We start from the raw sequence: 23,902 nt of genomic DNA on the forward strand, positions 1-23,902 counted from the left end.
AGCCCGCTCCCACAGGGTTAGCCGTGTGGCCTGAACTGACTTGGTGCCACACCGCTCCAGCGCACAAAGGCATGGCGAAAACTCGCGGTTTCGCTGAAGCCCAGGGCCTCGGCGATTTGATAGATCGGCAGTTGATCCTCGCAAAGCATTTGCTTGGCCTGCTCGAAGCGCAGTTCGTCGAGCAGTTCCTGATAGCTGCAACCCATGTCCTTGAGATGACGGCGCAAGGTCCGCGCCGAACAGTTCATTTGCTCGGCCAGCCCCTCCAGTCCCGGCGCTGCATTCAACTGCGCGCTGAGCAACTGCCGGATCCGTCCCAGCCAGGCCTGGCGCCCGGTGAACTCGATGTTCTGTTTGCGGCAGCGTTCGGCCATGGCTTGATGGGTGATGACATCGGCCAGCGGCAACGGCTGGTCGAGCCAGCGCTTGTCGAAGGCAAAGGCATTGTTCCGCGCGCCGAAGTGCAACGGGCAATCGAAGTGCTCGGCGTAGCTCGTTTCGTAGTCGGGCGCGGGATGTTCGAAGCGTGCGCCGAGCAAGGGCAGGGGATGGCCGAGCAGGTCGTCGCAGGTGACTTTCAGCGACACCAGGCAGAACTCGGCGTTGAACACTGCCATGGCCGGGCTCTCGCGGTAATCGGCAGCGGCGAACCAGATGCGCTCGCCATCGTCTTCAAGGCTCAACTCGAAAAGTGTTCCCAGCAGCGCCGGATAGCGCATCGCCAGACGCAAAGCGTCACCGAAGGTGGCACAGGTGAGCAGGGCGTAACCGAGCATGCCATAGCAGGAAACGTGCATCCGCCGGCCCAGTTCCAGACCGATGTCACGCTTGAGGGCAACAGCGTTGGCACAGACCTGCATCTCCTGATTGGTGGTGATGCGCGTGTCGGCACGGTTCAGGTCCGCCGCACTGATGCCGCTACCGGCCAGCAGCGCTTCGCTGGACAGACCTTCGGCCTTGAAGGCATCGAGTACCAGGGAGACCGCATTGAGCGTGGTGAGGTGGGAGTGGAGCATAAGGACTTCCAGCCTTGGGATGCTGGAATGCGGAGCAAGTTGTATGCCGGGTGAGATTCCCAATGTGGGAGCGGGCTTGCTCGCGAAGGCGGCGTGTCAGTCAACATTGATGTCATCTGACACGCCGCCTTCGCGAGCAAGCCCGCTCCCACAGGTTTTGTGTTTTGTCAGCTCAACTCACCGCAGAGGTCGAGTTCGACAAGCCGACGGACTTCGTCCGTTTCAAGCCCTGCACCCAGCAGTGCATGCAACTTGCCGAATGCCGCTTCACGGGTCATGCCGCCACCGGACAGCACACCGACACCGCGCAAGCGACTGCCTGCCTCATAGACGTCCAGTTCAACCCCGCCTTCGTGGCATTGCGTCACCGCGACCACTACCACGCCGTTATCCTGCGCACGCCCGAGGCTGGCGAGAAATTCAGGGTTGTCACTCGGCCCGGTGCCGCTGCCGTAGCACTCCAGCACCAGACCTTGAATGCCGCTGTCGAGCAGGCCATCGAGGATCTCGGCACCGATGCCAGGGAACAGCGGCAACACGGCAACCTTCGCCAGTTGTTTTGCCTGGTTGTAGTTCAACGCTGTTGGCAGCGAAGAGGCTTTCACACCACCGCCCTGACGCGCCAGGCGCTTGAACGGATGACGGCCAAAACTGCGCACCTTCGCGCAACGGGTCGGGTCCAGCAGTTCGCCATGGAAGTACAGATGCACGCCCGGCGCCAGGCCTTGGCCCAGGGCGACCAGTGCGCCACTGAGGTTTTCCCAGGCATCGCTGTCGGTCACACCGGCCGGCAACATCGAGCCGGTGAAGCACACGCGGGCGTGCAGGCCGAGCAACTGGAAACTCATGGCGGCGGCGCTGTAGGCCAGGGTGTCGGTGCCGTGCAGGATCAGCACGCTGTCGCAGCCCTGCACATCCACCGCGTCGACTACCGCTTCACGCAGCTGCTGCCAATACGCAGGGGTCATATTGGCGCTGTCGATCAGCGGTGACATCTCGCGAAAGCGCCACTGCGGCACCACCAGCTCTGGTTGGCTGTGCAGGTAGTCACGCATCCGCGCTTCGAAACCGGACGCCGGAGCCAGGCCGTGGGCGCTGGCCTGCATGCCGATGGTGCCGCCGGTGTAGAGCACCATGACGTGCTGGGCGGCAGGGTAGTTATTGGGAATCATCTGGAGGTCTCCGCAAGAGATGACATGTGGGAGCGGACTTGCTCGCGAAAGCGCCGGGTCAGTCAGCAGTGATGTTGTCTGACACGCCCTCTTCGCGAGCAAGCCCGCTTCCACAGGTTTTGCACTCTAACTGACGGGCGCAAGGGGTGCGCCCGCTTTTTACCAATCAGCGTTGCGCTGCGGGTACACCTTGCGGCTCAACTTCAGTCTTGCCGGCAGCGGCTGGCGGATTGGCCGGCCACGCCTGGCGATCCAGGTCCAGGTCCGGGAACCTGGCGGAGTCGAACACCGGGGTCTTGATGCCAGCGGCGCGCTGGTCATCATAGTCGCGCAGGATGCGCATGCCGACCTTGAACAGCAGGAACAGCGCGATCAGGTTGACGAACGCGAGCATGGTCATGGTGATGTCGGCGAAGGCAAATACGGTGCCGAGGTTCTCGATGGCGCCCCAGAAAATCAGCACCAGTACCAATGCGCGATAGCCCATCAGTGCCTTGCGGTTTTCGCCGATCAAAAAGCGCAGGTTGCTCTCGCCCAGGTAGTAGTTGTAGAGGATCGAGGTGAACACGAACAACGCCAGGGCCACGGAGATGAACATCCGGCCCCAGTCACCGACCACGGCGGCCAGGGAGTTCTGGGTCAGGGCAATGCCGTCGCCTTCGAAGCCAGGGGTGTAGAAGCCCGAGAGCAGGATCAGCAGCGCGGTGCAGGTGCAGATCACGAAGGTATCGAGGAACACGCTGAACGCTTGAACCACGCCTTGCGCCACCGGGTGCTCGACCGCCGCCACCGCCGCCACGTTAGGCGCACTGCCCAGGCCTGCTTCGTTGGCGAACACGCCACGTTTCACGCCCATGACGATGGCGCTGCCAATCAGGCCGCCGAAGGCCTGGTCCAGACCGAAGGCGCTCTTGACGATGGTCATCAGCATGCCCGGCACCTGGTCGAACTGCAGCACGATCACGTAGATGGTCACGCCGATGTAGACTAGGGTTTTCACCGGCACCAACAGGTCGGCGACCTTGGCGATGCGCTTGATCCCGCCGATGAACACCAGGCCCAACAGCACGGCCAGACCGATGCCGGTGTAAGTGGTGTCGAGGCCGAACGCGTTGTTCAGCGAGTGTGTCACGGCGTGGGCTTGCAGGCCGTTGAAGGCGAACCCGAAGGTCACCAGCAACAGGAACGCCATGAGCATCCCCAACCAGCGTTTTTGCAAACCGTGCTGGATGTAATAGGAAGGGCCGCCACGGTAGGTGCCGTCAGAATCGCAGCGCTTGTAAAGCTGGCCGAGGGAGCATTCGAAGAAGCTGCTGGACATGCCGACCAGTGCGGTCACCCACATCCAGAACACGGCACCGGGGCCGCCGAGGGTCACGGCAATGCCGACACCGGCAATGTTGCCCGCACCGACGCGGCCGGCGAGGCTGAGCATCAGGGCCTGGAACGAACTGAGTTGCCCGGCGCTGCTTTTGAGGCTGTCACGGAACACCGCGAACATGTGGAAGAAGTGACGCAATTGAACGAAACGCGAGCGGATCGTGAAGTAGCTACCGAGCCCGACAATGAGCACGATCAGTACTTTCCCTGAGAGGAAGTCGTTAATGACTTCGAGCATGGATTATTCCTCGCTGTTTTTTGTGTAGGCAAATGCTGGCCGGATAGACACATCGAGTTACACCGGTGGGCGCACGGCACAACGGTCGGTTCGAAGTTCGTCCCGGTTTCATATCGCGGGTTTGTTATTAGTTCGGGTTTCGCATGGGTTGTGGCCTCGCTACCGACGACCGCTCACGCGAAGAGGGGCGGCACTATACCGATGACAATGCCGTCCGTCTGCACGGTTGTGGTGCTAGCGGTGAAACGAAGCCTTTGAAACACCTGACATTTTTGCTGTCAGGCTATGTGGGAGCTGCTCTTGGTGGGAGCAGGCTTGCTCGCGAAAGCGGTCTATCAGACACATCATTGTTGAATGTGCCGTCGCCTTCGCGGGCAAGCCCGCTCCCACATTGGTCAGTCCCCAGACATACGGTTCTCAGGATCAAACAGTTAAAAAAAAGGGCCTGGAGAGTGATCTCCAAGCCCTCAAAAGGTGAGAGGTGTCTAGTCCCTCGACCTGGTGAGCGGTGCTACAGGTAACGCGTCGGGTTATGCCTTCAGAGGCACCAGACGCGGAGCAATCATGTTTTCCGGGCGCAGGATGTCGGCGAGCATGGCTTCGTCGAGCAGGCCTTCTTCGCGCACCAGTTCCAGCACGCCGCGGCCGCTTTCGAGGGCGATACGGGCGATGCGGGTGGCGTTTTTGTAGCCGATGTACGGGTTCAGTGCGGTGACCAGACCGATCGAGTGCTCGACCAGTTCACGGCAGCGTGCTTCGTTGGCGGTGATGCCGACGATGCAGTGCTCGCGCAGCATGTCCATGGCGCGTTGCAGCAGGCGGATCGAATCGAGGATCTTGAAAGCGATCAGCGGTTCCATCACGTTCAGTTGCAGCTGGCCGCCTTCGGCCGCCATGGTCAGCGCCAGATCGTTACCGATGACCTGGAAGGCCACCTGGTTAACGGCTTCCGGAATTACCGGGTTGACCTTGCCTGGCATGATCGAGCTGCCTGGCTGACGTGCCGGCAGGTTGATTTCGTTGATGCCGGTGCGTGGGCCGCTGGAGAGCAGGCGCAGGTCGTTGCAGATCTTCGACAGCTTGACCGCGGTACGCTTGAGCATGCCGGAGAACAGCACGAAGGCGCCCATGTCGGAGGTAGCTTCGATCAGGTCGGCGGCCGGAACCAGCGGCTGACCGCTGATCAGGGCCAGGCGCTGGACAGCCAAGGCCTGATAGCGCGGGTCGGCGTTGATGCCGGTGCCGATCGCGGTGCCGCCCAGGTTCACTTCAGTCAGCAGTTCCGGGGCCAGCGTCTTCAGACGGGCCAGGTCTTCGCCCATGGTGGTGGCGAAAGCGCGGAACTCTTGACCCAGGGTCATCGGTACAGCGTCTTGCAGCTGGGTACGACCCATCTTCAGGACGTGGTTGAATTCTTCACCCTTGGCCGCGAACGCCTGAATCAGGCTGTCGAGGCTGGCGAGCAGGGCGTCGTGACCGAGCAACAGACCCAGGCGAATCGCCGTTGGGTAAGCGTCGTTGGTCGACTGCGCCATGTTCACGTCGTCGTTCGGGTGCAGGTACTGGTACTCGCCTTTCTGGTGACCCATGGCCTCCAGTGCGATGTTGGCGATCACTTCGTTGGCATTCATGTTGGTCGAAGTGCCGGCGCCGCCTTGAATCATGTCCACCACGAACTCTTCGTGGAAGTCGCCGCGGATCAGACGTGCACAGGCTTCGCTGATGGCAGCGTGCTTGGCTTCGCTCAGGTGACCCAGCTCACGGTTGGCGTCAGCAGCGGCCTGTTTAACCATGGCCAGGCCGACAACCAGTTTCGGGTAGTGCGAAATCGGAACGCCCGAAAGGCGGAAATTATTCACCGCTCGCAGGGTCTGGATACCGTAATACGCTTGAGCCGGTACTTCGAGGGCGCCAAGCAGGTCATTTTCTGTGCGGAATGATGCAGCGGAGGACATGATAGAAATCATCTCAATATGGACCCGGTCTGTGCCGGAACGCTGTGAATGCTAGGCTTGTACGAAATTTTGGGCCAATGCTGTTAAACACTAGCCTATGCACATTCGGCATAATGCCCGTGTGACGCTGCGTTGACGGCAAGCGTGTGACCTAAATTGGTGCGTGTCCGGGAGGACGTGATGAATCTGGAAAGCAAATGGCTGGAGGACTTCAGTGCCCTGGCGGCCACCCGTAGCTTCTCCCAAGCGGCGGAACGACGCTTCGTGACCCAACCAGCCTTCAGTCGGCGGATCCGCAGTCTTGAAGCGGCGTTGGGGTTGACGCTGGTCAACCGCTCGCGCACGCCGGTTGAACTGACGGCGGCGGGGCAGTTGTTTCTGGTCACCGCACGCACCGTGGTCGAACAGCTCGGTGAAGTGCTGCGTCATCTGCATCACCTGGAAGGCGGGCAGGGCGAAGTGATGCAGGTCGCGGCCGCGCACTCGCTGGCGCTGGGTTTCTTTCCGCGCTGGATCGCGCAGTTACGCAATGAAGGCCTGAACATCGCCACGCGGCTGGTGGCGACCAACGTTGGCGACGCGGTACATGCCTTGCGCGAAGGCGGCTGCGATCTGATGCTGGCGTTCTACGACCCGGACGCAGCGATGCAGATGGACCCGGAAATTTTCCCGTCATTGCACCTTGGCCACACCGAAATGTTGCCGGTCTGCGCGGCAGACGCCGACGGCAAACCGCTGTTCGATCTGGAAGGCGAAGGCAGCGTACCGCTGCTGGCGTATAGCGCCGGGGCATTTCTCGGGCGCTCGGTGAATGGCTTGTTGCGCCAGCGTCAACTGCGGTTTACCACGATCTACGAAACCGCCATGGCCGACAGCCTGAAAAGCATGGCCCTGGAAGGCCTGGGCATTGCCTGGGTGCCCCAACTCAGCGTGCGCGCCGAGCTGGCGCGCGGTGAGCTGGTGGTATGCGGCGGTGCGCAATGGCATGTGCCACTGGAAATTCGCCTGTATCGCTGCGCACTGGTACGCAAGGCCAACGTGCGGTTGTTGTGGCGCAAGCTGGAAGGCGGTGCGGCACAGGGCACGACCGGTTCCTGAAGCCGGTGAAAGCCCAATGTGGGAGCGGGCTTGCTCGCGAAGAGGCCGGTACGCTCAACATCGATGTTGATTGATCCACCGCTTTCGCGAGCAAGCCCGCTCCCACAGGAAATTCGAGGTGTATTCCATTGACCTTCAAGTCAATAAAATCGGGGCTTTGCGGCAGATGACAGATGGTCGCAACGGGGGCTGTTTATTGGCTTCATTGAGGTATACTGCGCGGCCTTCGGCCGGTTACGACTGGCCATAATTCGTACAATCAAGCCACGCATCCTGCGTGGCTTGTTGTTTTTTGATGCGCCTGCGGGCGCCCAGAGAGAAGAGGCACGACGATGAGTGCACTGGTTGGCGTGATCATGGGCTCCAAGTCCGATTGGTCCACCCTTAGCCACACCGCCGATATGCTGGAAAAGCTCGGCATCCCCTACGAGGTGAAAGTGGTTTCTGCCCACCGCACCCCGGACCTGCTGTTCCAGTACGCCGAAGAGGCCGAGGCACGAGGCATCGAGGTGATCATCGCCGGTGCCGGCGGCGCGGCCCACTTGCCAGGCATGTGTGCAGCCAAGACCCACCTGCCGGTGCTGGGCGTACCCGTGCAGTCCGCGATGCTTTCGGGCGTCGATTCGCTGCTCTCCATTGTGCAGATGCCTGCGGGCATTCCGGTCGCCACCCTAGCCATCGGCAAGGCGGGCGCGATCAACGCCGCGCTGTTGTCGGCGAGTATCCTGGGCGCCAAGCACCCGCAGTTCCACGCGGTGCTAAAAACCTTCCGTGCTGAGCAGACAGACAGCGTCCTGGAAAATCCAGACCCACGCATCGCCTGAGGTTGTTGACGATGAAGATCGGTGTAATCGGTGGCGGCCAGTTGGGTCGCATGTTGGCGCTGGCGGGCACTCCGCTGGGCATGAACTTCGCTTTCCTGGACCCGGCTCCGGACGCTTGTGCTGCTGCATTGGGCGAACATCTGCGCGCCGATTACGGCGACCAGGATCACCTGCGTCAGCTGGCCGATGAAGTCGATCTGGTGACCTTCGAGTTTGAAAGCGTTCCGGCGGAAACCGTCGCGTTCCTCTCGCAATTCGTCCCGGTCTACCCGAGCGCCGAAGCCCTGCGCATCGCCCGCGATCGCTGGTTCGAAAAGAGCATGTTCAAGGACCTGGGGATTCCTACCCCGGCGTTCGCTGACATCCAGTCCCAGGCCGATCTGGATGCCGCCGTGGCTTCCATCGGTCTGCCGGCGGTGCTGAAGACCCGTACCCTGGGTTACGACGGCAAGGGTCAGAAAGTCCTGCGCACCCCTGAAGATGTGGCCGGCACCTTCGCCGAGCTGGGCAGCGTGGCTTGTCTGCTGGAAGGCTTCGTGCCGTTCACCGGTGAAGTCTCGCTGATTGCCGTGCGTGCCCGCGACGGTGAAACCCGCTTCTATCCGCTGGTGCACAACACCCACGACAGCGGCATCCTCAAGCTGTCCGTGGCCAGCACCGAGCACCCGCTGCAAGCGTTGGCCGAAGACTACTCCAGTCGCGTACTCAAGCAGCTGGACTATGTTGGCGTGATGGCGTTCGAATTCTTCGAAGTCGACGGTGGCCTCAAGGCCAACGAAATCGCCCCGCGCGTGCACAACTCCGGGCACTGGACCACCGAAGGCGCCGAGTGCAGCCAATTCGAAAACCACCTACGGGCCGTTGCCGGTCTGCCGCTGGGTTCGACCGCCAAGGTCGGCGAAAGCGCGATGCTCAACTTCATCGGTAAAGTGCCTGAGACCGAGAAAGTCCTGGCCATCGCCGATTGCCATTTGCATCACTACGGCAAGGCATTCAAGGTCGGCCGCAAGGTCGGGCACGCCAACCTGCGTTGTGCAGACCGCGAAACGCTGGCTGCGCAGATCCTCAAGGTCGAAGCGCTCATCGCCGAATAGTTTCATGTGGCAGCGGCGGAACCTTCGGGGACCGCCGTTCTCTCATGGCAGGATGCCAAAGTCTGGCTAGGCTATAGCCAATCAATCAGAGGGAAATGCCATGGGAATTATCGGAACCATCTTTATCGGCTTGATCGTCGGCCTGCTGGCGCGGTTCCTGAAACCGGGCGATGACAGCATGGGCTGGATCATGACAATCCTGCTCGGTATCGGCGGTTCGCTGGCGGCCACTTACGGCGGTCAAGCCCTGGGCATCTATCAGGCCGGCCAGGGCGCAGGCTTCATCGGTGCGCTGGTGGGCGCCATTGTGTTGCTGGTGATTTACGGGCTGCTCAAAAAGAACTGATCCAGGCGACAAAGCCCTCTCCGCCAAACCGGTCGGGAGGGCTAGAATGCTCGGCGTTTCCTGTTCCTCCCTTTACCGAGCACCTTCATGCGCCGTCTTTTATTGACTCTTGTTTTATTGGGTTCGGGCCTTGCCCATGCCGGCGAACTGCCGGAAACCGACTGGCTCGAATTGATGCCCAAGTCGGACCAGAAAGCCCTCGAGGCCATGCCCGAAATCGACCACAACTCCCCCGAAGCCAATGGCACTTTCACCGACAAGGGTGGGATGAAGCAGGCCAAAGGCTTGCCGGCGGTGATGTACTCGACCAAGACCGTTGCGTCGATGAACGACAAGAACATCCGCATTGGCGGTTACCCAGTGCCGTTGGAGTCCGACGCCAAGGGCCGCAGTACGTTGTTCTTCCTGGTGCCGTACCCGGGCGCCTGCATTCACGTACCGCCGCCACCGCCCAATCAGCTGGTGCTGGTGCGCTATCCAAAGGGCCTGAAGCTGAACGACATCTACACGCCGCTGTGGGTCACCGGTACGCTGAAAGTCGAGAAGGTCAGCAATGACCTGGCTGATGCGGCATATGCGCTGGATGCGGAGAAAGTCAGAGTAGTAAAAGAATCAGACTTGTAGAGATTCAAATGTGGGAGCGGGCTTGCTCGCGAAGGCGGTGTAACAGGCAACGATGATGTTGAATGTTATGGCCCCTTCGCGAGCAAGCCCGCTCCCACATTGTTTTCGTGGTGTTGTTTAGAGCGGCTGGCTGCCGATACTCACACCCAGGGTATGGCTCGCCCCTGGTTTCAGGCTCACCATATCGTCCATCACGTTCGCCGTTTCGATGCACAGCATGCGCTGCCAGCCGTCGTCGGCCATGTCGCTGAACGCGGCGGCGCGGTCGATCCACGGGTTCCAGATCACCGCCGTACGCGATCCGCTGCTGGTCAGTACGATGCGTCGCTCCCACGCTGGATCGACGATGCTCAACTGCGGCGGGGCGTCGAGGTAGATGCGATCGGTCTCGCCGGTAAAACGCAGATCACCGCTTTGGGTCACGGTTTTCCAGTTGTCCAGGGTTTCGATGTAGTTGAGGCCGTCCACGCCTTCGACGTGCACGTCACGCACATCGCTGACCGCAAAGTAACTGTGCAGCGCCTGGCTGATGCTGACGGTATCAGTGCCCCGGTTGTGGCTGGTCAGCTGGATGTGCAGTTGCTCGTCGAGGCGAATGCTCAGCGTCAAGTCCACCTGGTGCGGCCAGCCGGGAAAGCCGCCATCGGGGTAGGGCAGAAGGAATTCGACCTTCAGGCTTTCGCCTTCGGCTTCGATGCCGACCAGTTCCCAATCCATCGCTCGCACGAAGCCGTGAGCCGACGGTGCTTCACCGCTGACACGCATCGCCTGCACGCTTTTCGGGTTGCGGTCGAAGTTGCCGAACCACGGCCAGCACACCGGTACGCCGGCGCGGATGCTCTTGCCTGTCTTGAACACGGCCTCGTCGTTGAGCCAGATCAGCGGCGGTTGGCCGGCCAGTTGATAACTGAGGATGTGCGCACCTTGCTGGGCCACCAGTAATTCGGCCTGACCGTGGCGGATGCGCCAGCAATTCAGTTCATCCAGTTTTACGGCTTCAACATTGGGCGTGCTCATGGGACAGCTCTCGATCAGTAACGTGGACGACTTTCGACCGCAAAACGGCTACCAGGTTTAGAGGTTCTTTCAGCGAGCGCGAGGCGGAACCGAGCGGGTGCGGCCGCTGCCGTCGATGGCAACGAACACAAAGACCGCTTCGGTTACTTTACGCCACTCGCTGGACAATGGATCGTCGCTCCAGACCTCGACCATCATCTTGATCGAGCTGCGGCCGATTTCCAGGGCCTGGGTATAAAAGGAGAGTTGAGCGCCCACCGCCACCGGAACCAGAAACGCCATGCGGTCGATCGCAACGGTTGCAACGCGTCCGCCAGCGACCTTGCTGGCCATCGCGGTGCCTGCCAAATCCATCTGCGCCACCAGCCAGCCGCCGAAAATATCGCCAAAGCCGTTGGTTTCGCGAGGGAGCGCGGTGATTTGCAGGGCCAGGTCGCCTTGCGGGATTGGATCTTCTTGTTCGAGCTCTATCATGCCGGGGGTGCCTCTGACCCGTGACTCTTCGTTGGTACTGCTGGTGGTAGCCGTCTTCGGGAAAAACGATTCAGCACCGAACATACTACGTTCGTCACGTTTTCCATAAGGCGCCTAAAGGGAAACTCTGCGAAATCGCCTATGAACCTGAGAGGCGTTTTCGCACAGCAACCCCTCAAAAACCGGAGCGATGCTGCGAGTATATCGGTCGGTAGACTCCGCGACGACCGTCCGGTTCTCATTTTGACTGTCAAAAACGCACCTCTATGTGCTTTTTCGAACAATTTGCTATCGTGCCGGACCTGCCCAAACCTCAGCCAGCGTTGTTGAGGTTGCAGATCCGACTATAAGAGAAGCCCTTGCCATGACCACAGCGCCCTCGAGCATCGCGCAGCCAGACCAACCCGCACGTCCGCTGACCCGCAACGATTACAAGACGCTATCGCTGTCTGCCCTGGGCGGCGCGCTGGAGTTCTACGACTTCATCATCTTCGTGTTCTTCGCCACGGTGGTGGGCAAGCTGTTCTTCCCCGCGGACATGCCCGAGTGGCTACGCCTGATGCAGACCTTCGGCATCTTCGCCGCCGGCTACCTCGCGCGGCCGCTGGGCGGCATCGTGATGGCGCACTTCGGCGACCTGCTGGGCCGTAAGAAAATGTTCACCCTGAGCATCTTCATGATGGCGGTGCCGACCCTGATCATGGGTTTGTTGCCGACCTATGCGCAGATCGGCCTGTGGGCGCCGATCCTGCTGCTGTTGATGCGGGTGATCCAGGGCGCGGCCATTGGCGGTGAAGTGCCGGGGGCGTGGGTCTTCGTTTCCGAACACGTGCCGCAGCGGTATGTCGGCTACGCCTGCGGCACCCTGACCAGCGGCCTGACGGCGGGCATCCTTTTAGGCTCCCTGGTCGCCACGGCGATCAACAGCATTTATACCCCGGTGGAAGTGGCGGATTACGCCTGGCGTATCCCGTTCCTGCTCGGAGGTGTATTCGGCCTGTTCGCGGTGTACCTGCGTCGCTGGCTGCACGAAACCCCGGTATTCGCCGAGCTGCAACTACGCAAGGCGCTGGCCGAAGAGGTGCCGCTGCGGGCGGTGCTGCGTGACCATCGGGGTGCAATCGCCATTTCGATGCTGCTGACCTGGTTGTTGTCCGCCGCCATCGTGGTGTTGATCCTGATGACGCCAACCGTGCTGCAGACGGTCTACCACTTCTCGCCAACAACGTCCTTGCAGGCGAACAGCCTGGCGATCGTCTTCTTGAGCTTTGGTTGCATCATCGCTGGCGCGCTGGCGGATCGCTTCGGCGCGGGGCGAGTCTTCGTCTTTGGCTGCGCCGCGCTGCTGGCCAGTTCCTGGACCTTCTATCACAGCCTGGCCGATCATCCCGACTGGCTGTTTCCGATGTACGCGGTGACCGGTCTGCTGGTCGGCACCATCGGCGCGGTGCCCTACGTGATGGTCAAGGCCTTCCCGCCTGTGGTGCGCTTCAGCGGCTTGTCGTTCTCCTACAACGTGGCCTACGCCATCTTCGGCGGCCTGACGCCGATGATCGTCAGCCTGTTGCTCAAGGAAAGTGCGATGGGTCCTGCTTATTATGTGGCGGTGCTGTGTGGGGTCGGGATTGTGGTGGGCGCCTACCTCTGGAAAAAAGGGCGTTGATCGACCTATTGCATCGACTGTACTGACGCCTTCGCGAGCAAGCCCGCTCCCACAGGGGATCTGCGGTGAATACAGAACCAATGTGGGAGCGGGCTTGCTCGCGAAGAACGATAACGCGGAATTACCTGGAAACACTGAATACTGGCCATTCATCCAATTGTCATATTTCAGCCATAGAGTGTTCACACGGCCTGCTGATACTTGGCCCCGACTTAACACACCCTATCTGCTAGGAGTAAGGCATGAAACTGAAGCGTTTGATGGCGGCAATGACTTTTGTCGCTGCTGGCGTTGCGACTGCCAATGCGGTTGCCGCTGTTGACCCTGCTATCCCGAGCTACACCAAGACCACTGGTGTGTCGGGCAACCTGTCCAGCGTTGGTTCCGACACTCTGGCCAACCTCATGACCCTCTGGGCTGAGAACTACAAAAAAGAATACCCGAACGTAAACATCCAGATTCAGGCCGCTGGCTCCGCCACTGCGCCACCTGCGCTGACTGAAGGCACCTCCAACCTGGGCCCGATGAGCCGCAAGATGAAGGACACCGAACTGGCTGCCTTCGAGCAGAAGTACGGCTACAAGCCAACCGCTATCCCGGTTGCCGTGGACGCCCTGGCTGTATTCGTCCACAAGGACAACCCGATCCAGCACCTGACCATGGAACAGGTCGACGCGATTTTCTCGTCCACTCGTCTGTGCGGCGCTAAAACCGAAGTCAAAACCTGGGGCGACCTGGGCGTGACCGGCGACCTGGCCAACAAGCCGGTTCAACTGTTCGGTCGTAACTCGGTATCCGGCACCTACGGCTACTTCAAGGAAGAAGCCCTGTGTAAAGGCGACTACAAGCCAAACGTGAACGAGCAACCAGGTTCGGCTTCGGTCGTGCAGTCGATCAGCTCCTCGCTGAACGGCATCGGTTACTCGGGTATCGGTTACAAGACCGCTAGCGTGAAAACCGTTGCTCTGTCGAAGAAAGGCAGCACCGAGTTCATCGAAGACACCGAAGAAAACGCCCTGAACGGCAAGTACCCGCTGTCCCGCTTCCTGTACGTATACGTCAACAAAGCCCCGAACAAGCCTCTGGCACCGCTGGAAGCCGAGTTCGTGAAACTGGTTCTGTCTAAACAGGGCCAGGAAGTTGTAGTGAAAGACGGTTACATCCCACTGCCGGCCAAAGTAGCTGCCAAAGCTCTGGCTGACCTGGGTCTGGCGGAAGGCGGCGCTGAAGTCGCAAAAAAGTAACAAATTGAGTCCGAGGTGAACCCCTCGGACTCACATGGGGGCGGCAGGAGCCGCCCCCATACACCTCAAATTCTCTATCCGCTGCTGGTTACCGCTAGCGGCGGATTTGTTGCGTCACTGCATTGTCATCTTTCTGTCATACAGGATCGCTAGGGTGTGCGCATGAATGATCTGGCCAATTCCAACATGACTACTAATCCCCCCAAGCGAATTGATTTCAATACGCCTGAGCTACAACGCAAGCGCCGCATTCGCGCGCTCAAAGATCGCCTGACCCGCTGGTACGTCCTCGTTGGCGGCCTCGCTGTACTGGGCGCGATCACCCTGATCTTCTTCTTCCTTGCCTACGTCGTCGCGCCCCTGTTCCAGGGTGCCAGCCTGACCGCCAAGGACGCCATCACGCCAGCCTGGATGCAAGACGCCGGCAAGCCGCTGATGATCTCTCTGGAAGAACAGAACCAGGTGGCGATGCGGGTTTCCGACAAGGGCCAGGCATTGTTCTTCGACATCGACAGTGGCGCCGAACTCAAGCGCGTCGATTTGTCGATTCCGGCCGGCACCACCGTGACTTCCATCGGTGAAGACCAGCCAGGTCACCCGCTGGTGGTGGTGGGTCTGTCCAACGGCCAGGCCCTGGTGTTCCGTCACACCTATAAAGTCAGCTACCCGGATGGCAAGAAAACCATCACCCCGGCCGTCGAGTACCCGTACGGCGAAGCGCCAATCGCGGTGAACGAAGCCGGCGGTGCGCTGGAGCACGTGAGCCTCAACGCCAACGACTCGACCCTGATGCTGGTTGGCGCCACCGGTTCGCAACTCAATGTTCTGTCGCTGACCAGCGAAGAGAACATGATGACCGGCGAAGTCACCAACGAGCAGAAGCGCATCGACCTGCCGCAGATGAACGAGCCGGTGAAGAACATCTTCGTCGACCCGCGTCAGCAGTGGCTGTATGTGATCAACGGGCGTGCCCAGGCCGACGTATTCAGCCTGCGCGACAAGAGCCTCAACGGTCGCTACAAACTGCTTGAAGACGGTGAAGCTCAAGTCACCGCCAGCACTCAGCTTGTAGGCGGCATTTCGCTGATCATCGGTGACTCCAAAGGTGGCCTGGCCCAGTGGTTCATGGCTCGCGACCCCGATGGCGAACAACGCCTGAAGCAAATCCGCACCTTCCAGATGGGCACCACGCCTATCGTTGAAATCACCGCCGAAGAACGCCGCAAGGGCTTCGTTGCCCTCGATGCTTCCGGCAAGCTTGGTGTGTTCCACAGCACCGCCCACCGCACCTTGCTGGTGGAGCCGGTAGCTGAAGGCCAGGGCATTTTCGGTCTGTCGCCTCGCGCCAACCGCGTGATCGTCGAAGCCGGCGGCAAGCTGCATCCGCTGCTGCTCGACAACCCGCACCCGGAAGTGTCGTGGAGCGCGCTGTGGAGCAAGGTTTGGTACGAGAACTACGACGAGCCTAAATACGTCTGGCAATCGACCGCCGCCAACACCGACTTCGAACCCAAGCTGAGCCTGTCACCGCTGACCTTCGGTACCCTGAAAGCCGCGTTCTACGCCATGCTGCTGGCCGCTCCACTGGCCGTTGCCGCGGCGATCTACACCGCGTACTTCATGGCTCCGGGCATGCGCCGCAAGGTCAAGCCGGTGATCGAGCTGATGGAAGCGATGCCGACGGTGATCCTCGGTTTCTTCGCCGGCCTGTTCCTCGCGCCGTATGTGGAAGGGCACTTGCCGGGCATCTTCAGCCTGCTGATGTTGCTGCCGATCGGCATCCTGGTTGCCGGTTTCACCTTCAGCCGCCTGCCTGAGTCGATCCGCCTGAAAGTCCCGGATGGTTGGGAAAGTGCGCTGCTGATCCCGGTGATCCTGTTTGTGGGCTGGCTGTCGCTGTACATGAGCCCGTTCATGGAGAACTGGTTCTTCGGCGGTGACATGCGCATGTGGATCTCCCACGACCTGGGCATCACCTACGACCAGCGCAACGCCCTGGTGGTTGGCCTGGCCATGGGCTTCGCGGTTATCCCGAACATCTACTCCATCGCCGAAGACGCCGTGTTCAGCGTGCCTCGCGGCCTGACCCTGGGCTCGCTGGCCCTGGGTGCCACGCCGTGGCAGACCATGACCCGCGTGGTGATTCTCACCGCGAGCCCGGGCATCTTCTCGGCGCTGATGATCGGCATGGGGCGTGCAGTCGGTGAAACCATGATCGTGTTGATGGCCACCGGTAACACCCCGGTCATGGAAATGAACCTGTTCGAAGGCCTGCGCACCCTGGCGGCCAACGTTGCGGTGGAAATGCCCGAGTCGGAAGTCGGCGGCAGCCACTACCGCGTGCTGTTCCTCTCGGCGCTGGTGCTGCTGTTGTTCACCTTCGTCATGAACACCCTCGCAGAACTGATTCGTCAGCGTCTGCGCAAGAAATACTCGTCGCTTTAAGAAAGGTAGAAGTCTGTGAAACAGAACTCCCTGAAAGGATGGTTCAAGAGCGGCGCCCCCGGCGTCTGGATCAGCGGTGGCGCGGTGTCCATCGCGGTCATCATGACCATTGGCCTGCTGGCAGTGATTGCCGTGCGCGGCCTGGGTCACTTCTGGCCGGCGGATCTGATCCACGCCAGCTACGACGTACCGGGCCAGGGCCAGCACCTGGTCATCGGCGAAGTGGTACAGAAGGAAGAAGTGCCCCGTGCACGCTTGAAGAGCGCCGGCTTGCCGGTGCCGGATCAAGGCCCGGAGTTCATGACCCGCGAGCTGATCAAGGTCGGCAACCGTGACCTGAACGGCAACGACTTCACCTGGATTGTCGGCGAGTGGCTGACCAACCAGACGACACCGCCGGAGTTGATGGCGATCGAGCGTCGCGAGTGGGGCAACTTTTACGGTTACCTGGTCAACGTCAAACAGGACGGCAAGGTCATCGCTGAAGGCGAAGCCGCATGGCCTGAGTTGCAGGCTCGTGTCGACCGCGTGAACAAACTGGCTGCTCAGCTCAAGAACCTGGAAAAAACCGACATCGGCGCGATCAACGCCGGTCTCGAGCGCATCCGCTTGCACGGTCGCAAGCTGGAGCTGGAAGGCAAACTCGACGCCACCGCACAAGCGGATATGGAATCCGAGCGTGCCGAGCTCAATGCTCGCTATCAGGACGTCGAAGCGCGTCTGGCTGATCTGCATGCGCAGTTCAACCGCGACAGCCTGACTGCCCGCGATGCCAACGGTAAGGAAATCGAAATCGGCATCGGCAAAGTGGTCCACGCCTACCAGCCGAACGCCATGAGCACGACCACCAAGATCGGTTTCTACTTCAGCAAGGTCTGGGAATTCCTCAGCGACGACCCGCGTGAAGCGAACACCGAGGGCGGGATCTTCCCGGCCATCTTCGGCACCGTGATGATGACCCTGATCATGGCGATGATCGTGACCCCGTTCGGCGTGCTGGCGGCGGTGTACCTGCGTGAATACGCCAAGCAGAACGCACTGACCCGGGTGATCCGCATCGCGGTGAACAACCTGGCGGGTGTTCCGGCCATCGTTTACGGCGTGTTCGGCCTGGGCTTCTTCGTCTACGTGCTGGGTGGCTCGCTCGACCGCCTGTTCTTCCCGGAAGCCTTGCCGGCACCGACCTTCGGCACACCGGGCCTGCTCTGGGCTTCGTTGACCCTGGCGCTGCTGGCGGTGCCGGTGGTGATCGTGGCCACCGAAGAAGGCCTGGCGCGGATTCCTCGCACCGTGCGTGAAGGCTCGTTGGCCCTCGGCGCGACCAAGGCTGAAACCTTGTGGAAGATCGTGCTGCCGATGGCCAGCCCGGCGATGATGACCGGCATGATCCTCGCCGTGGCTCGCGCTGCGGGTGAAGTGGCGCCGCTGATGCTGGTGGGTGTGGTGAAACTGGCGCCGTCGTTGCCGGTGGACGGCAACTACCCGTACCTGCACCTGGACCAGAAGATCATGCACCTGGGCTTCCATATCTATGACGTCGGCTTCCAGAGCCCGAACGTCGAAGCCGCACGACCGCTGGTGTACGCCACGGCGCTGTTGCTGGTGCTGGTGATCGCGACCTTGAACCTGTCGGCGGTGTACATCCGTAACCACCTGCGCGAGAAGTACAAAGCTTTGGACAGCTGATTTCCAATGTGGGAGCGGGCTTGCTCGCGAAAGCGGTGGGTCAGGCAACATTGATGCTGAATGTGCCGACCTCTTCGCGAGCAAGCCCGCTCCCACACTGGACCGCGTCCACCGGAATATTGATGGGAACTGCAATAAGCAGCGTTCCGAACCGAATTTGTTAGCACAGGGAGCCTCCCATGCAGCACGAAGCACATACCCACGGCATCAACATGTCGGCACTGGGTCGCGACAAACAGAGCCTGAACCTCGAGCAGGAAACCGTGGCCATCGAAGTGCCGGGCCTGAGCCTGTTCTACGGCGAAAAACAAGCGCTGTACGACGTCAGCATGAACATCCCGAAACAGCGCGTGACCGCTTTCATCGGCCCGTCCGGCTGTGGCAAGTCGACACTGCTGCGTACCTTCAACCGCATGAACGACCTGGTTGACGGCTGCCGCGTCGAAGGCGAGATCAACCTGTACGGCAGCAACATCTACCGCAAGGGCGAAGACGTGGCCGAGCTGCGTCGTCGCGTCGGCATGGTGTTCCAGAAGCCCAACCCGTTCCCGAAAACCATTTACGAAAACGTGGTTTACGGCCTGCGCATCCAGGGCATCAACAAAAAACGTGTCCTCGACGAAGCCGTCGAGTGGGCGTTGAAAGGCGCGGCCCTGTGGGACGAGGTCAAGGACCGTCTGCACGATTCGGCACTGGGCCTGTCCGGTGGTCAGCAGCAGCGTCTGGTGATTGCCCGCACCATCGCCGTTGAACCGGAAGTGCTGCTGCTCGACGAACCGTGCTCGGCACTCGACCCGATCTCCACGCTGAAAGTCGAAGAGCTGATCTACGAACTGAAATCCAAGTTCACCATCGTGATCGTGACCCACAACATGCAACAGGCGGCGCGGGTGTCCGACTACACCGCGTTCATGTACATGGGCAAGCTGGTCGAGTTTGGTGACACCGATACGCTGTTCACCAATCCGGCGAAGAAGCAGACCGAAGACTACATCACGGGACGGTACGGCTAGCCGTACAGCCGCCAGCGTCAAGCTACAAGCGGCAAGTAGAAGCGATCCGAGTAACGACACAAATCAGCTTGCAGCTCGTAGCTTGCAGCTCACAGCTTTTGCGGAGCAGACAACATGATTTCTAAGGAAGGCCTTACACACCACATCTCCCAGCAGTTCAACGCCGAACTGGAGGAAGTGCGCAGCCACCTCCTGGCCATGGGCGGGCTGGTCGAGAAGCAGGTCAACGACGCGGTGACCGCGCTGATCGAGGCCGACTCCGGCCTGGCCCAGCAGGTGCGCGAGATCGACGACCAGATCAACCAGATGGAACGCAACATCGACGAAGAATGCCTGCGCATTCTGGCCCGTCGTCAGCCGGCAGCGTCCGACCTGCGCCTGATCATCAGCATTTCCAAATCGGTGATCGACCTGGAGCGCATCGGTGACGAAGCGACCAAGATCGCCCGTCGCGCCATCCAGTTGTGCGAAGAAGGCGAAGCGCCGCGCGGTTACGTCGAGGTGCGCCACATCGGCGACCAGGTGCGCAACATGGTCCGTGACGCACTGGACGCCTTTGCCCGTTTCGACGCCGAACTGGCCTTGTCGGTGGCGCAGTACGACAAGATCATCGACCGCGAATACAAGACTGCCCTGCGCGAGCTGGCCACCTACATGATGGAAGACCCGCGTTCTATTTCGCGGGTTCTGAGCATTATCTGGGTACTGCGTTCGCTGGAGCGCATCGGCGACCACGCGCGCAATATCTCGGAGCTGGTGATCTACCTGGTACGTGGCACCGACGTGCGGCACCTGGGTCTCAAGCGCATGAAGGAAGAAGTTGAAGGAACCAGTGGCGAAACCGCTAATGTTCCGGGCAAAACTGACGATAAGTAAGGTTGCCCAAGTAAAGCGCCCGGCCTATTGGCCGGGCGTTTTTGTTTGCGGCACACGAATTCGAAAAGCAGCACCCGTGAACGAAAAGTCCGGCGTGACTGAAGGTTTTTGGCAAAGTGCCATCAGCAAAGCGGTATGCTGGCCGGGATTTTTTAAAGGGGTGGTGGATGAGTAAGGTCAGTGTGTTGGTCGTGGACGACGCGTCGTTCATTCGTGACCTGGTGAAAAAGTGCCTGCGCAATTATTTCCCGGGCATGCGGATCGAAGACGCAATCAATGGCAGAAAGGCCCAGGCCATGCTGGTAAAGGAAGCATTCGACCTGGTCCTGTGCGATTGGGAAATGCCGGAAATGTCCGGCCTGGAACTGCTGACCTGGTGCCGCGAGCAGGATAACCTCAAAGCCATGCCGTTCGTGATGGTGACCAGCCGTGGCGACAAGGAGAACGTTGTCCAGGCGATCCAGGCCGGGGTATCCGGATACGTCAGCAAGCCGTTCACCAACGAGCAACTGATCACCAAGGTCAAGCAGGCGCTGCACAAGGTCGGCAAACTCGACGCCTTGATCAACGTAGCCGCGACCAAAACGAGTCCGGCATTCGGTAACGACTCCCTGAGCGCATTGACTGGCGGCAAGCCTGCCGTGGTCGCGCCTGCTGCCGCCCCTGTCGCTGCTCCGGCTGCCGCTCCGTCCCGCGGCCTGCTCAACAGCCCGCCGGCCAAGGCTCCTGCGGCCTCTCCGGGATCCGCCAGTGGCCGTGGCCAGGGTCAGTTGCGCTTGCCGAACGGCATCGCGCAATGCGTGATCAAGGCCTTGAGCCTCAAGGAGGCCCTGTTGGTGGTCAAGCGTACCGAGACTCTGCCGCAGATCCTCGACAGCGCCGTGCTGGACCTGGAGCAGGGTGACAACGCCGAAGTCGCCCGTCTCAACGGCTACCTGCACGCCGTCGTGGCCCACGAACCGAAGCCCGACAGCGACTGGCTGCAACTGACCTTCCGCTTTGTCGATCAGGATGCGCAGAAGCTCGATTACATCTCGCGCCTGATTGCACGGGGTACGGCACAGAAGCACTTCATTCCTGGCGCTTGATACAGCGTCGCCTGTCAGTCCGTCTTCGCGAGCAAGCCCGCTCCCACATTGGAGTGCATTCCAATGTGGGAGCGGGCTTGCTCGCGAAGGGGCCATCACTGTTACCGCACATCTGCTGAACACCCATTCTGAAACATCTGCCGACTACCCGGGTCCATTGCAACTGCTAGGCTCAATCCCAGATCTCACTCGACAGAATCCTTGCTCATGTTCACGCGCCTGCTGTTTTTATGTGGCCTTTTCATGGTCGCCACCTCGGCCGTGGCGATGACCATCTACAAGTCCAAAGACGCCTATGGCGTGGTTTCCTACAGCGACCGCCCAAGCAAAGGCGCCCATGTGTTCGTTTTTCGCGATGGCATGGTCGAGCACCTTGAGCGTCAGGTGCGCCTCATCATCATGAAGAAGAATGGCGTGCACAGCGTGTACGTGCGCAATGACCTGTATGCGCCGGTAGAGGTCGAATTGAGTTTCGCCGGGGTGAAGAACGCCAGCGGGGCGCCGGGGCAGACGATTCGGCGCGTGATACCGCTACGCAGCAGTGTTCGTCTGGCACAGCTCACGGCGACTAAAGGGGGAAGGCCGCTCGCCTACGTCCCGAAGTTCAAGTACTCCCTGGGCGACCCCACAGGCGCCGTCGTGGGTTATCGGTATCCATTGCCCTGGCGTGGCGGGCCGTTCCGGATCAGTCAGGGCGCCAATGGCCCCTACAGCCACTTTGGGCCCAAGAGCCGCTACGCCATCGACATTGCGATGCCCGAAGGCACGCCGATCATTGCAGCGCGGGGCGGGGTGGTGGTGAAAACCGAGAACCGACAGAGCGGGCGCGGTACCGATGCATCCGGCAATTTCGTGCGGGTGCTGCACGATGACGGGACCATGGGCGTTTACCTGCACCTGCAGAAAGGCTCGGTCTGCGTTCGGGAGGGTCAGCGGGTAAAGGTCGGCAGCGCATTGGCGTTGTCTGGCAACACCGGCAACAGCACCGGTCCGCATTTGCACTTCGTGGTGCAGCGCAATACCGGTTTGGGGCTGGTGTCGATTCCATACCAGTTCAACCAGCCGGTCAGCGCGCTGCCCAACTTTGCTTTGGGCGGGAAGTGATCACGGCGCGGAGGGTATAGGAGGCCTTTGTGGCGAGGGAGCTTGCTCCCGCTCGACTGCGCAGCAGTCGTAAGCTCCATGAATACGGTATGTGTGGTTTTGGGGCCGCTTCGCAGCCCAGCGGGAGCAAGCTCCCTCGCCACAGGAGCTCACCGCCACAACTGCAATCAATCCAGCATCAACACCTTGGCCAGTACAATCTTCGGTCCTTTCATCTTCTTGATGATGATCCGCAGGCCTTCGACTTCCAGCACTTCTTCCTCTTCGGGAACGCGCTTGAGGCTCTCGTAGACCAGCCCGGCAAGGGTTTCGGCTTCGACGTGATCGAGGTCGATGCCCAGCAGTCGCTCAACCTTGAACAGCGGCGTATCGCCCCGCACCAGCAGCTTGCCCGGCTGATACGCGAGGATCCCGCGTTCGGCCTTGCGGTGTTCGTCCTGGATATCGCCCACCAGCACTTCCAGCACGTCTTCCATGGTCAGGTAGCCGATGATGTTGCCGTCGGCCTCTTCGACCACGGCAAAGTGCGAACCACCCTTGCGGAACTGTTCCAGCAACTGCGACAGCGGCATGTGCCGCGACACGCGCTCCAGCGGGCGGGTCAGTTCGGCGAGGTTGAACGACTCGGGAATGTGGTCGAGCGCCGCCAGTTCCAGCAGCAGATCCTTGATGTGCAGCAGGCCGACGAACTCCTGGCGTTCGCTGTCGTACACCGGATAACGGCTGAACTTGTGGCGACGGAACATCGCCAGGATCTGCTTGAGCGGTGCGTTGAATTCCAGGGTCACCAGGTCTTCGCGGGAGTTGGCCCAGTCGACCACTTCCAGTTCACCCATTTCCACCGCCGAGGCCAATACGCGCATGCCTTGGTCACTCGGGTCCTGGCCACGGCTGGAGTGCAGGATCAGTTTCAGTTCTTCACGGCTGTAGTGATGCTCGTGATGCGGGCCGGGTTCGCCCTGGCCGGCGATGCGCAGGATCTGGTTGGCGCTGGCGTTGAGCAGGTAGATGGCCGGGTACATGGCCCAGTAGAACAGGTACAGCGGCACGGCGGTCCACAGCGACAGCAATTCGGGTTTGCGGATCGCCCAGGATTTCGGGGCCAGTTCGCCGACCACGATGTGCAGGTACGAAATGATGAAGAATGCGGTGAAGAACGAAATCGCCTTGACCACTTCGGCGGAATCGACGCCCACGGCACTCAGCACGGGTGCCAGGAGGTGCGCGAACGCAGGTTCTCCGACCCAACCCAGGCCCAGGGAGGCGAGGGTGATACCCAATTGGCAGGCCGACAGGTAGGCATCGAGCTGACTGTGCACGGTGCGCAGGATGTGCCCGCGCCAGCCGTTTTTATCCGCGATGGCCTCGACCCGGGTCGAACGCAACTTGACCATGGCAAATTCCGCCGCAACGAAAAATCCGTTGAGCAAAACCAGGATCAGAGCAAAAAGAATCATGCCGAAGTCGGCGAAAATTGTAGCGAGGGTCAAGCCAGGGGAAGGGTCCATGATGGAGTTTTGCGGGTTCCGTGTATTCGAAAGGAAA

Annotated in this window: 20 protein-coding genes; 13 read left to right on the forward strand and 7 right to left on the reverse strand. The window is 60.6% G+C overall.

Going from position 1 to position 23,902, the window contains the following annotated elements:
• Window positions 1–17: 17 nt before the first annotated feature.
• From PMI28_RS00555 to aspA, 4 genes are all read right to left on the reverse strand, one after another.
• Window positions 18–1,016 (reverse strand): AraC family transcriptional regulator, encoded by a 999-nt coding sequence (locus PMI28_RS00555; RefSeq protein ID WP_007992822.1) that lies wholly within the window; start codon window positions 1,014–1,016, stop codon window positions 18–20.
• A gap of 167 nt (window positions 1,017–1,183) precedes the next feature.
• Window positions 1,184–2,188, reverse strand: a complete 1,005-nt coding sequence (locus PMI28_RS00550; protein WP_007992823.1) for an asparaginase — start codon at window positions 2,186–2,188, stop codon at window positions 1,184–1,186.
• A 166-nt stretch (window positions 2,189–2,354) separates the two neighbouring features.
• A complete protein-coding gene (locus PMI28_RS00545; protein ID WP_007992824.1) occupies window positions 2,355–3,806 on the reverse strand; it encodes an alanine/glycine:cation symporter family protein in 1,452 nt (483 codons plus the stop codon).
• Window positions 3,807–4,336: 530 nt separating this feature from the next.
• Window positions 4,337–5,761 (reverse strand): aspartate ammonia-lyase, encoded by a 1,425-nt coding sequence (gene aspA / locus PMI28_RS00540; RefSeq protein ID WP_003229645.1) that lies wholly within the window; start codon window positions 5,759–5,761, stop codon window positions 4,337–4,339.
• A gap of 180 nt (window positions 5,762–5,941) precedes the next feature.
• Between aspA and PMI28_RS00535 the strand changes: the two genes are divergently transcribed.
• The 5 genes from PMI28_RS00535 to PMI28_RS00515 all read left to right on the forward strand — a co-directional run bounded on the left by PMI28_RS00535 (window position 5,942) and on the right by PMI28_RS00515 (window position 9,747).
• Window positions 5,942–6,859, forward strand: a complete 918-nt coding sequence (locus PMI28_RS00535; RefSeq protein ID WP_007992826.1) for a LysR substrate-binding domain-containing protein — start codon at window positions 5,942–5,944, stop codon at window positions 6,857–6,859.
• A gap of 332 nt (window positions 6,860–7,191) precedes the next feature.
• On the forward strand, window positions 7,192–7,683 hold the full coding sequence (gene purE / locus PMI28_RS00530) for a 5-(carboxyamino)imidazole ribonucleotide mutase (protein WP_007971731.1): 492 nt from the start codon (window positions 7,192–7,194) through the stop codon (window positions 7,681–7,683).
• A gap of 11 nt (window positions 7,684–7,694) precedes the next feature.
• Window positions 7,695–8,777: a 5-(carboxyamino)imidazole ribonucleotide synthase gene (locus PMI28_RS00525; RefSeq protein ID WP_007992829.1), complete on the forward strand. Its 1,083-nt coding sequence runs from the start codon at window positions 7,695–7,697 to the stop codon at window positions 8,775–8,777.
• Between the two features lie 100 nt (window positions 8,778–8,877).
• Window positions 8,878–9,123, forward strand: a complete 246-nt coding sequence (locus tag PMI28_RS00520; protein ID WP_007992830.1) for a GlsB/YeaQ/YmgE family stress response membrane protein — start codon at window positions 8,878–8,880, stop codon at window positions 9,121–9,123.
• Between the two features lie 87 nt (window positions 9,124–9,210).
• Window positions 9,211–9,747 (forward strand): DUF3299 domain-containing protein, encoded by a 537-nt coding sequence (locus PMI28_RS00515; protein ID WP_007992832.1) that lies wholly within the window; start codon window positions 9,211–9,213, stop codon window positions 9,745–9,747.
• Window positions 9,748–9,864: 117 nt separating this feature from the next.
• On the opposite strand, the gene PMI28_RS00510 is transcribed toward PMI28_RS00515, so the two are convergent.
• Both PMI28_RS00510 and PMI28_RS00505 read right to left on the reverse strand, forming a co-directional pair.
• Entirely contained in the window at window positions 9,865–10,764 is a 900-nt protein-coding gene (locus tag PMI28_RS00510; protein ID WP_007992834.1) for a D-hexose-6-phosphate mutarotase, read from the reverse strand.
• A 69-nt stretch (window positions 10,765–10,833) separates the two neighbouring features.
• The gene (locus tag PMI28_RS00505; RefSeq protein WP_007942704.1) at window positions 10,834–11,238 is read right to left on the reverse strand and encodes an acyl-CoA thioesterase; all 405 of its coding nucleotides are present in this window, start codon (window positions 11,236–11,238) and stop codon (window positions 10,834–10,836) included.
• Window positions 11,239–11,602: 364 nt separating this feature from the next.
• Here PMI28_RS00505 and PMI28_RS00500 point away from each other — a divergent pair, with 364 nt between their 5' ends.
• From PMI28_RS00500 to PMI28_RS00465, 8 genes are all read left to right on the forward strand, one after another.
• Window positions 11,603–12,901, forward strand: coding sequence for an MFS transporter (locus PMI28_RS00500; protein ID WP_007992838.1), 1,299 nt, complete (start codon window positions 11,603–11,605; stop codon window positions 12,899–12,901).
• A 242-nt stretch (window positions 12,902–13,143) separates the two neighbouring features.
• The gene (locus tag PMI28_RS00495) at window positions 13,144–14,145 is read left to right on the forward strand and encodes a phosphate ABC transporter substrate-binding protein PstS (RefSeq protein WP_007992839.1); all 1,002 of its coding nucleotides are present in this window, start codon (window positions 13,144–13,146) and stop codon (window positions 14,143–14,145) included.
• A 162-nt stretch (window positions 14,146–14,307) separates the two neighbouring features.
• Window positions 14,308–16,590: an ABC transporter permease subunit gene (locus tag PMI28_RS00490; protein ID WP_007992840.1), complete on the forward strand. Its 2,283-nt coding sequence runs from the start codon at window positions 14,308–14,310 to the stop codon at window positions 16,588–16,590.
• Between the two features lie 15 nt (window positions 16,591–16,605).
• A complete protein-coding gene (gene pstA / locus PMI28_RS00485) occupies window positions 16,606–18,276 on the forward strand; it encodes a phosphate ABC transporter permease PstA (RefSeq protein ID WP_007992842.1) in 1,671 nt (556 codons plus the stop codon).
• A gap of 179 nt (window positions 18,277–18,455) precedes the next feature.
• On the forward strand, window positions 18,456–19,289 hold the full coding sequence (pstB, locus tag PMI28_RS00480; protein WP_007992844.1) for a phosphate ABC transporter ATP-binding protein PstB: 834 nt from the start codon (window positions 18,456–18,458) through the stop codon (window positions 19,287–19,289).
• A 114-nt stretch (window positions 19,290–19,403) separates the two neighbouring features.
• Window positions 19,404–20,165 carry a phosphate signaling complex protein PhoU gene (gene phoU / locus PMI28_RS00475; protein WP_007992846.1) on the forward strand — a complete coding sequence of 254 codons (762 nt, stop codon included), beginning with the start codon at window positions 19,404–19,406 and terminating at the stop codon, window positions 20,163–20,165.
• A 167-nt stretch (window positions 20,166–20,332) separates the two neighbouring features.
• On the forward strand, window positions 20,333–21,253 hold the full coding sequence (locus PMI28_RS00470; protein ID WP_007992849.1) for a response regulator: 921 nt from the start codon (window positions 20,333–20,335) through the stop codon (window positions 21,251–21,253).
• Window positions 21,254–21,460: 207 nt separating this feature from the next.
• Window positions 21,461–22,357, forward strand: coding sequence for a peptidoglycan DD-metalloendopeptidase family protein (locus PMI28_RS00465; RefSeq protein ID WP_007992851.1), 897 nt, complete (start codon window positions 21,461–21,463; stop codon window positions 22,355–22,357).
• Between the two features lie 167 nt (window positions 22,358–22,524).
• Here PMI28_RS00465 and PMI28_RS00460 read toward each other — a convergent pair whose 3' ends face one another.
• Window positions 22,525–23,865 (reverse strand): hemolysin family protein, encoded by a 1,341-nt coding sequence (locus tag PMI28_RS00460; RefSeq protein WP_007992853.1) that lies wholly within the window; start codon window positions 23,863–23,865, stop codon window positions 22,525–22,527.
• Window positions 23,866–23,902 lie beyond the last annotated feature (37 nt).

The sequence above is a fragment of the Pseudomonas sp. GM48 genome (genome assembly GCF_000282335.1).
Classification (GTDB): Bacteria; Pseudomonadota; Gammaproteobacteria; order Pseudomonadales; family Pseudomonadaceae; genus Aquipseudomonas.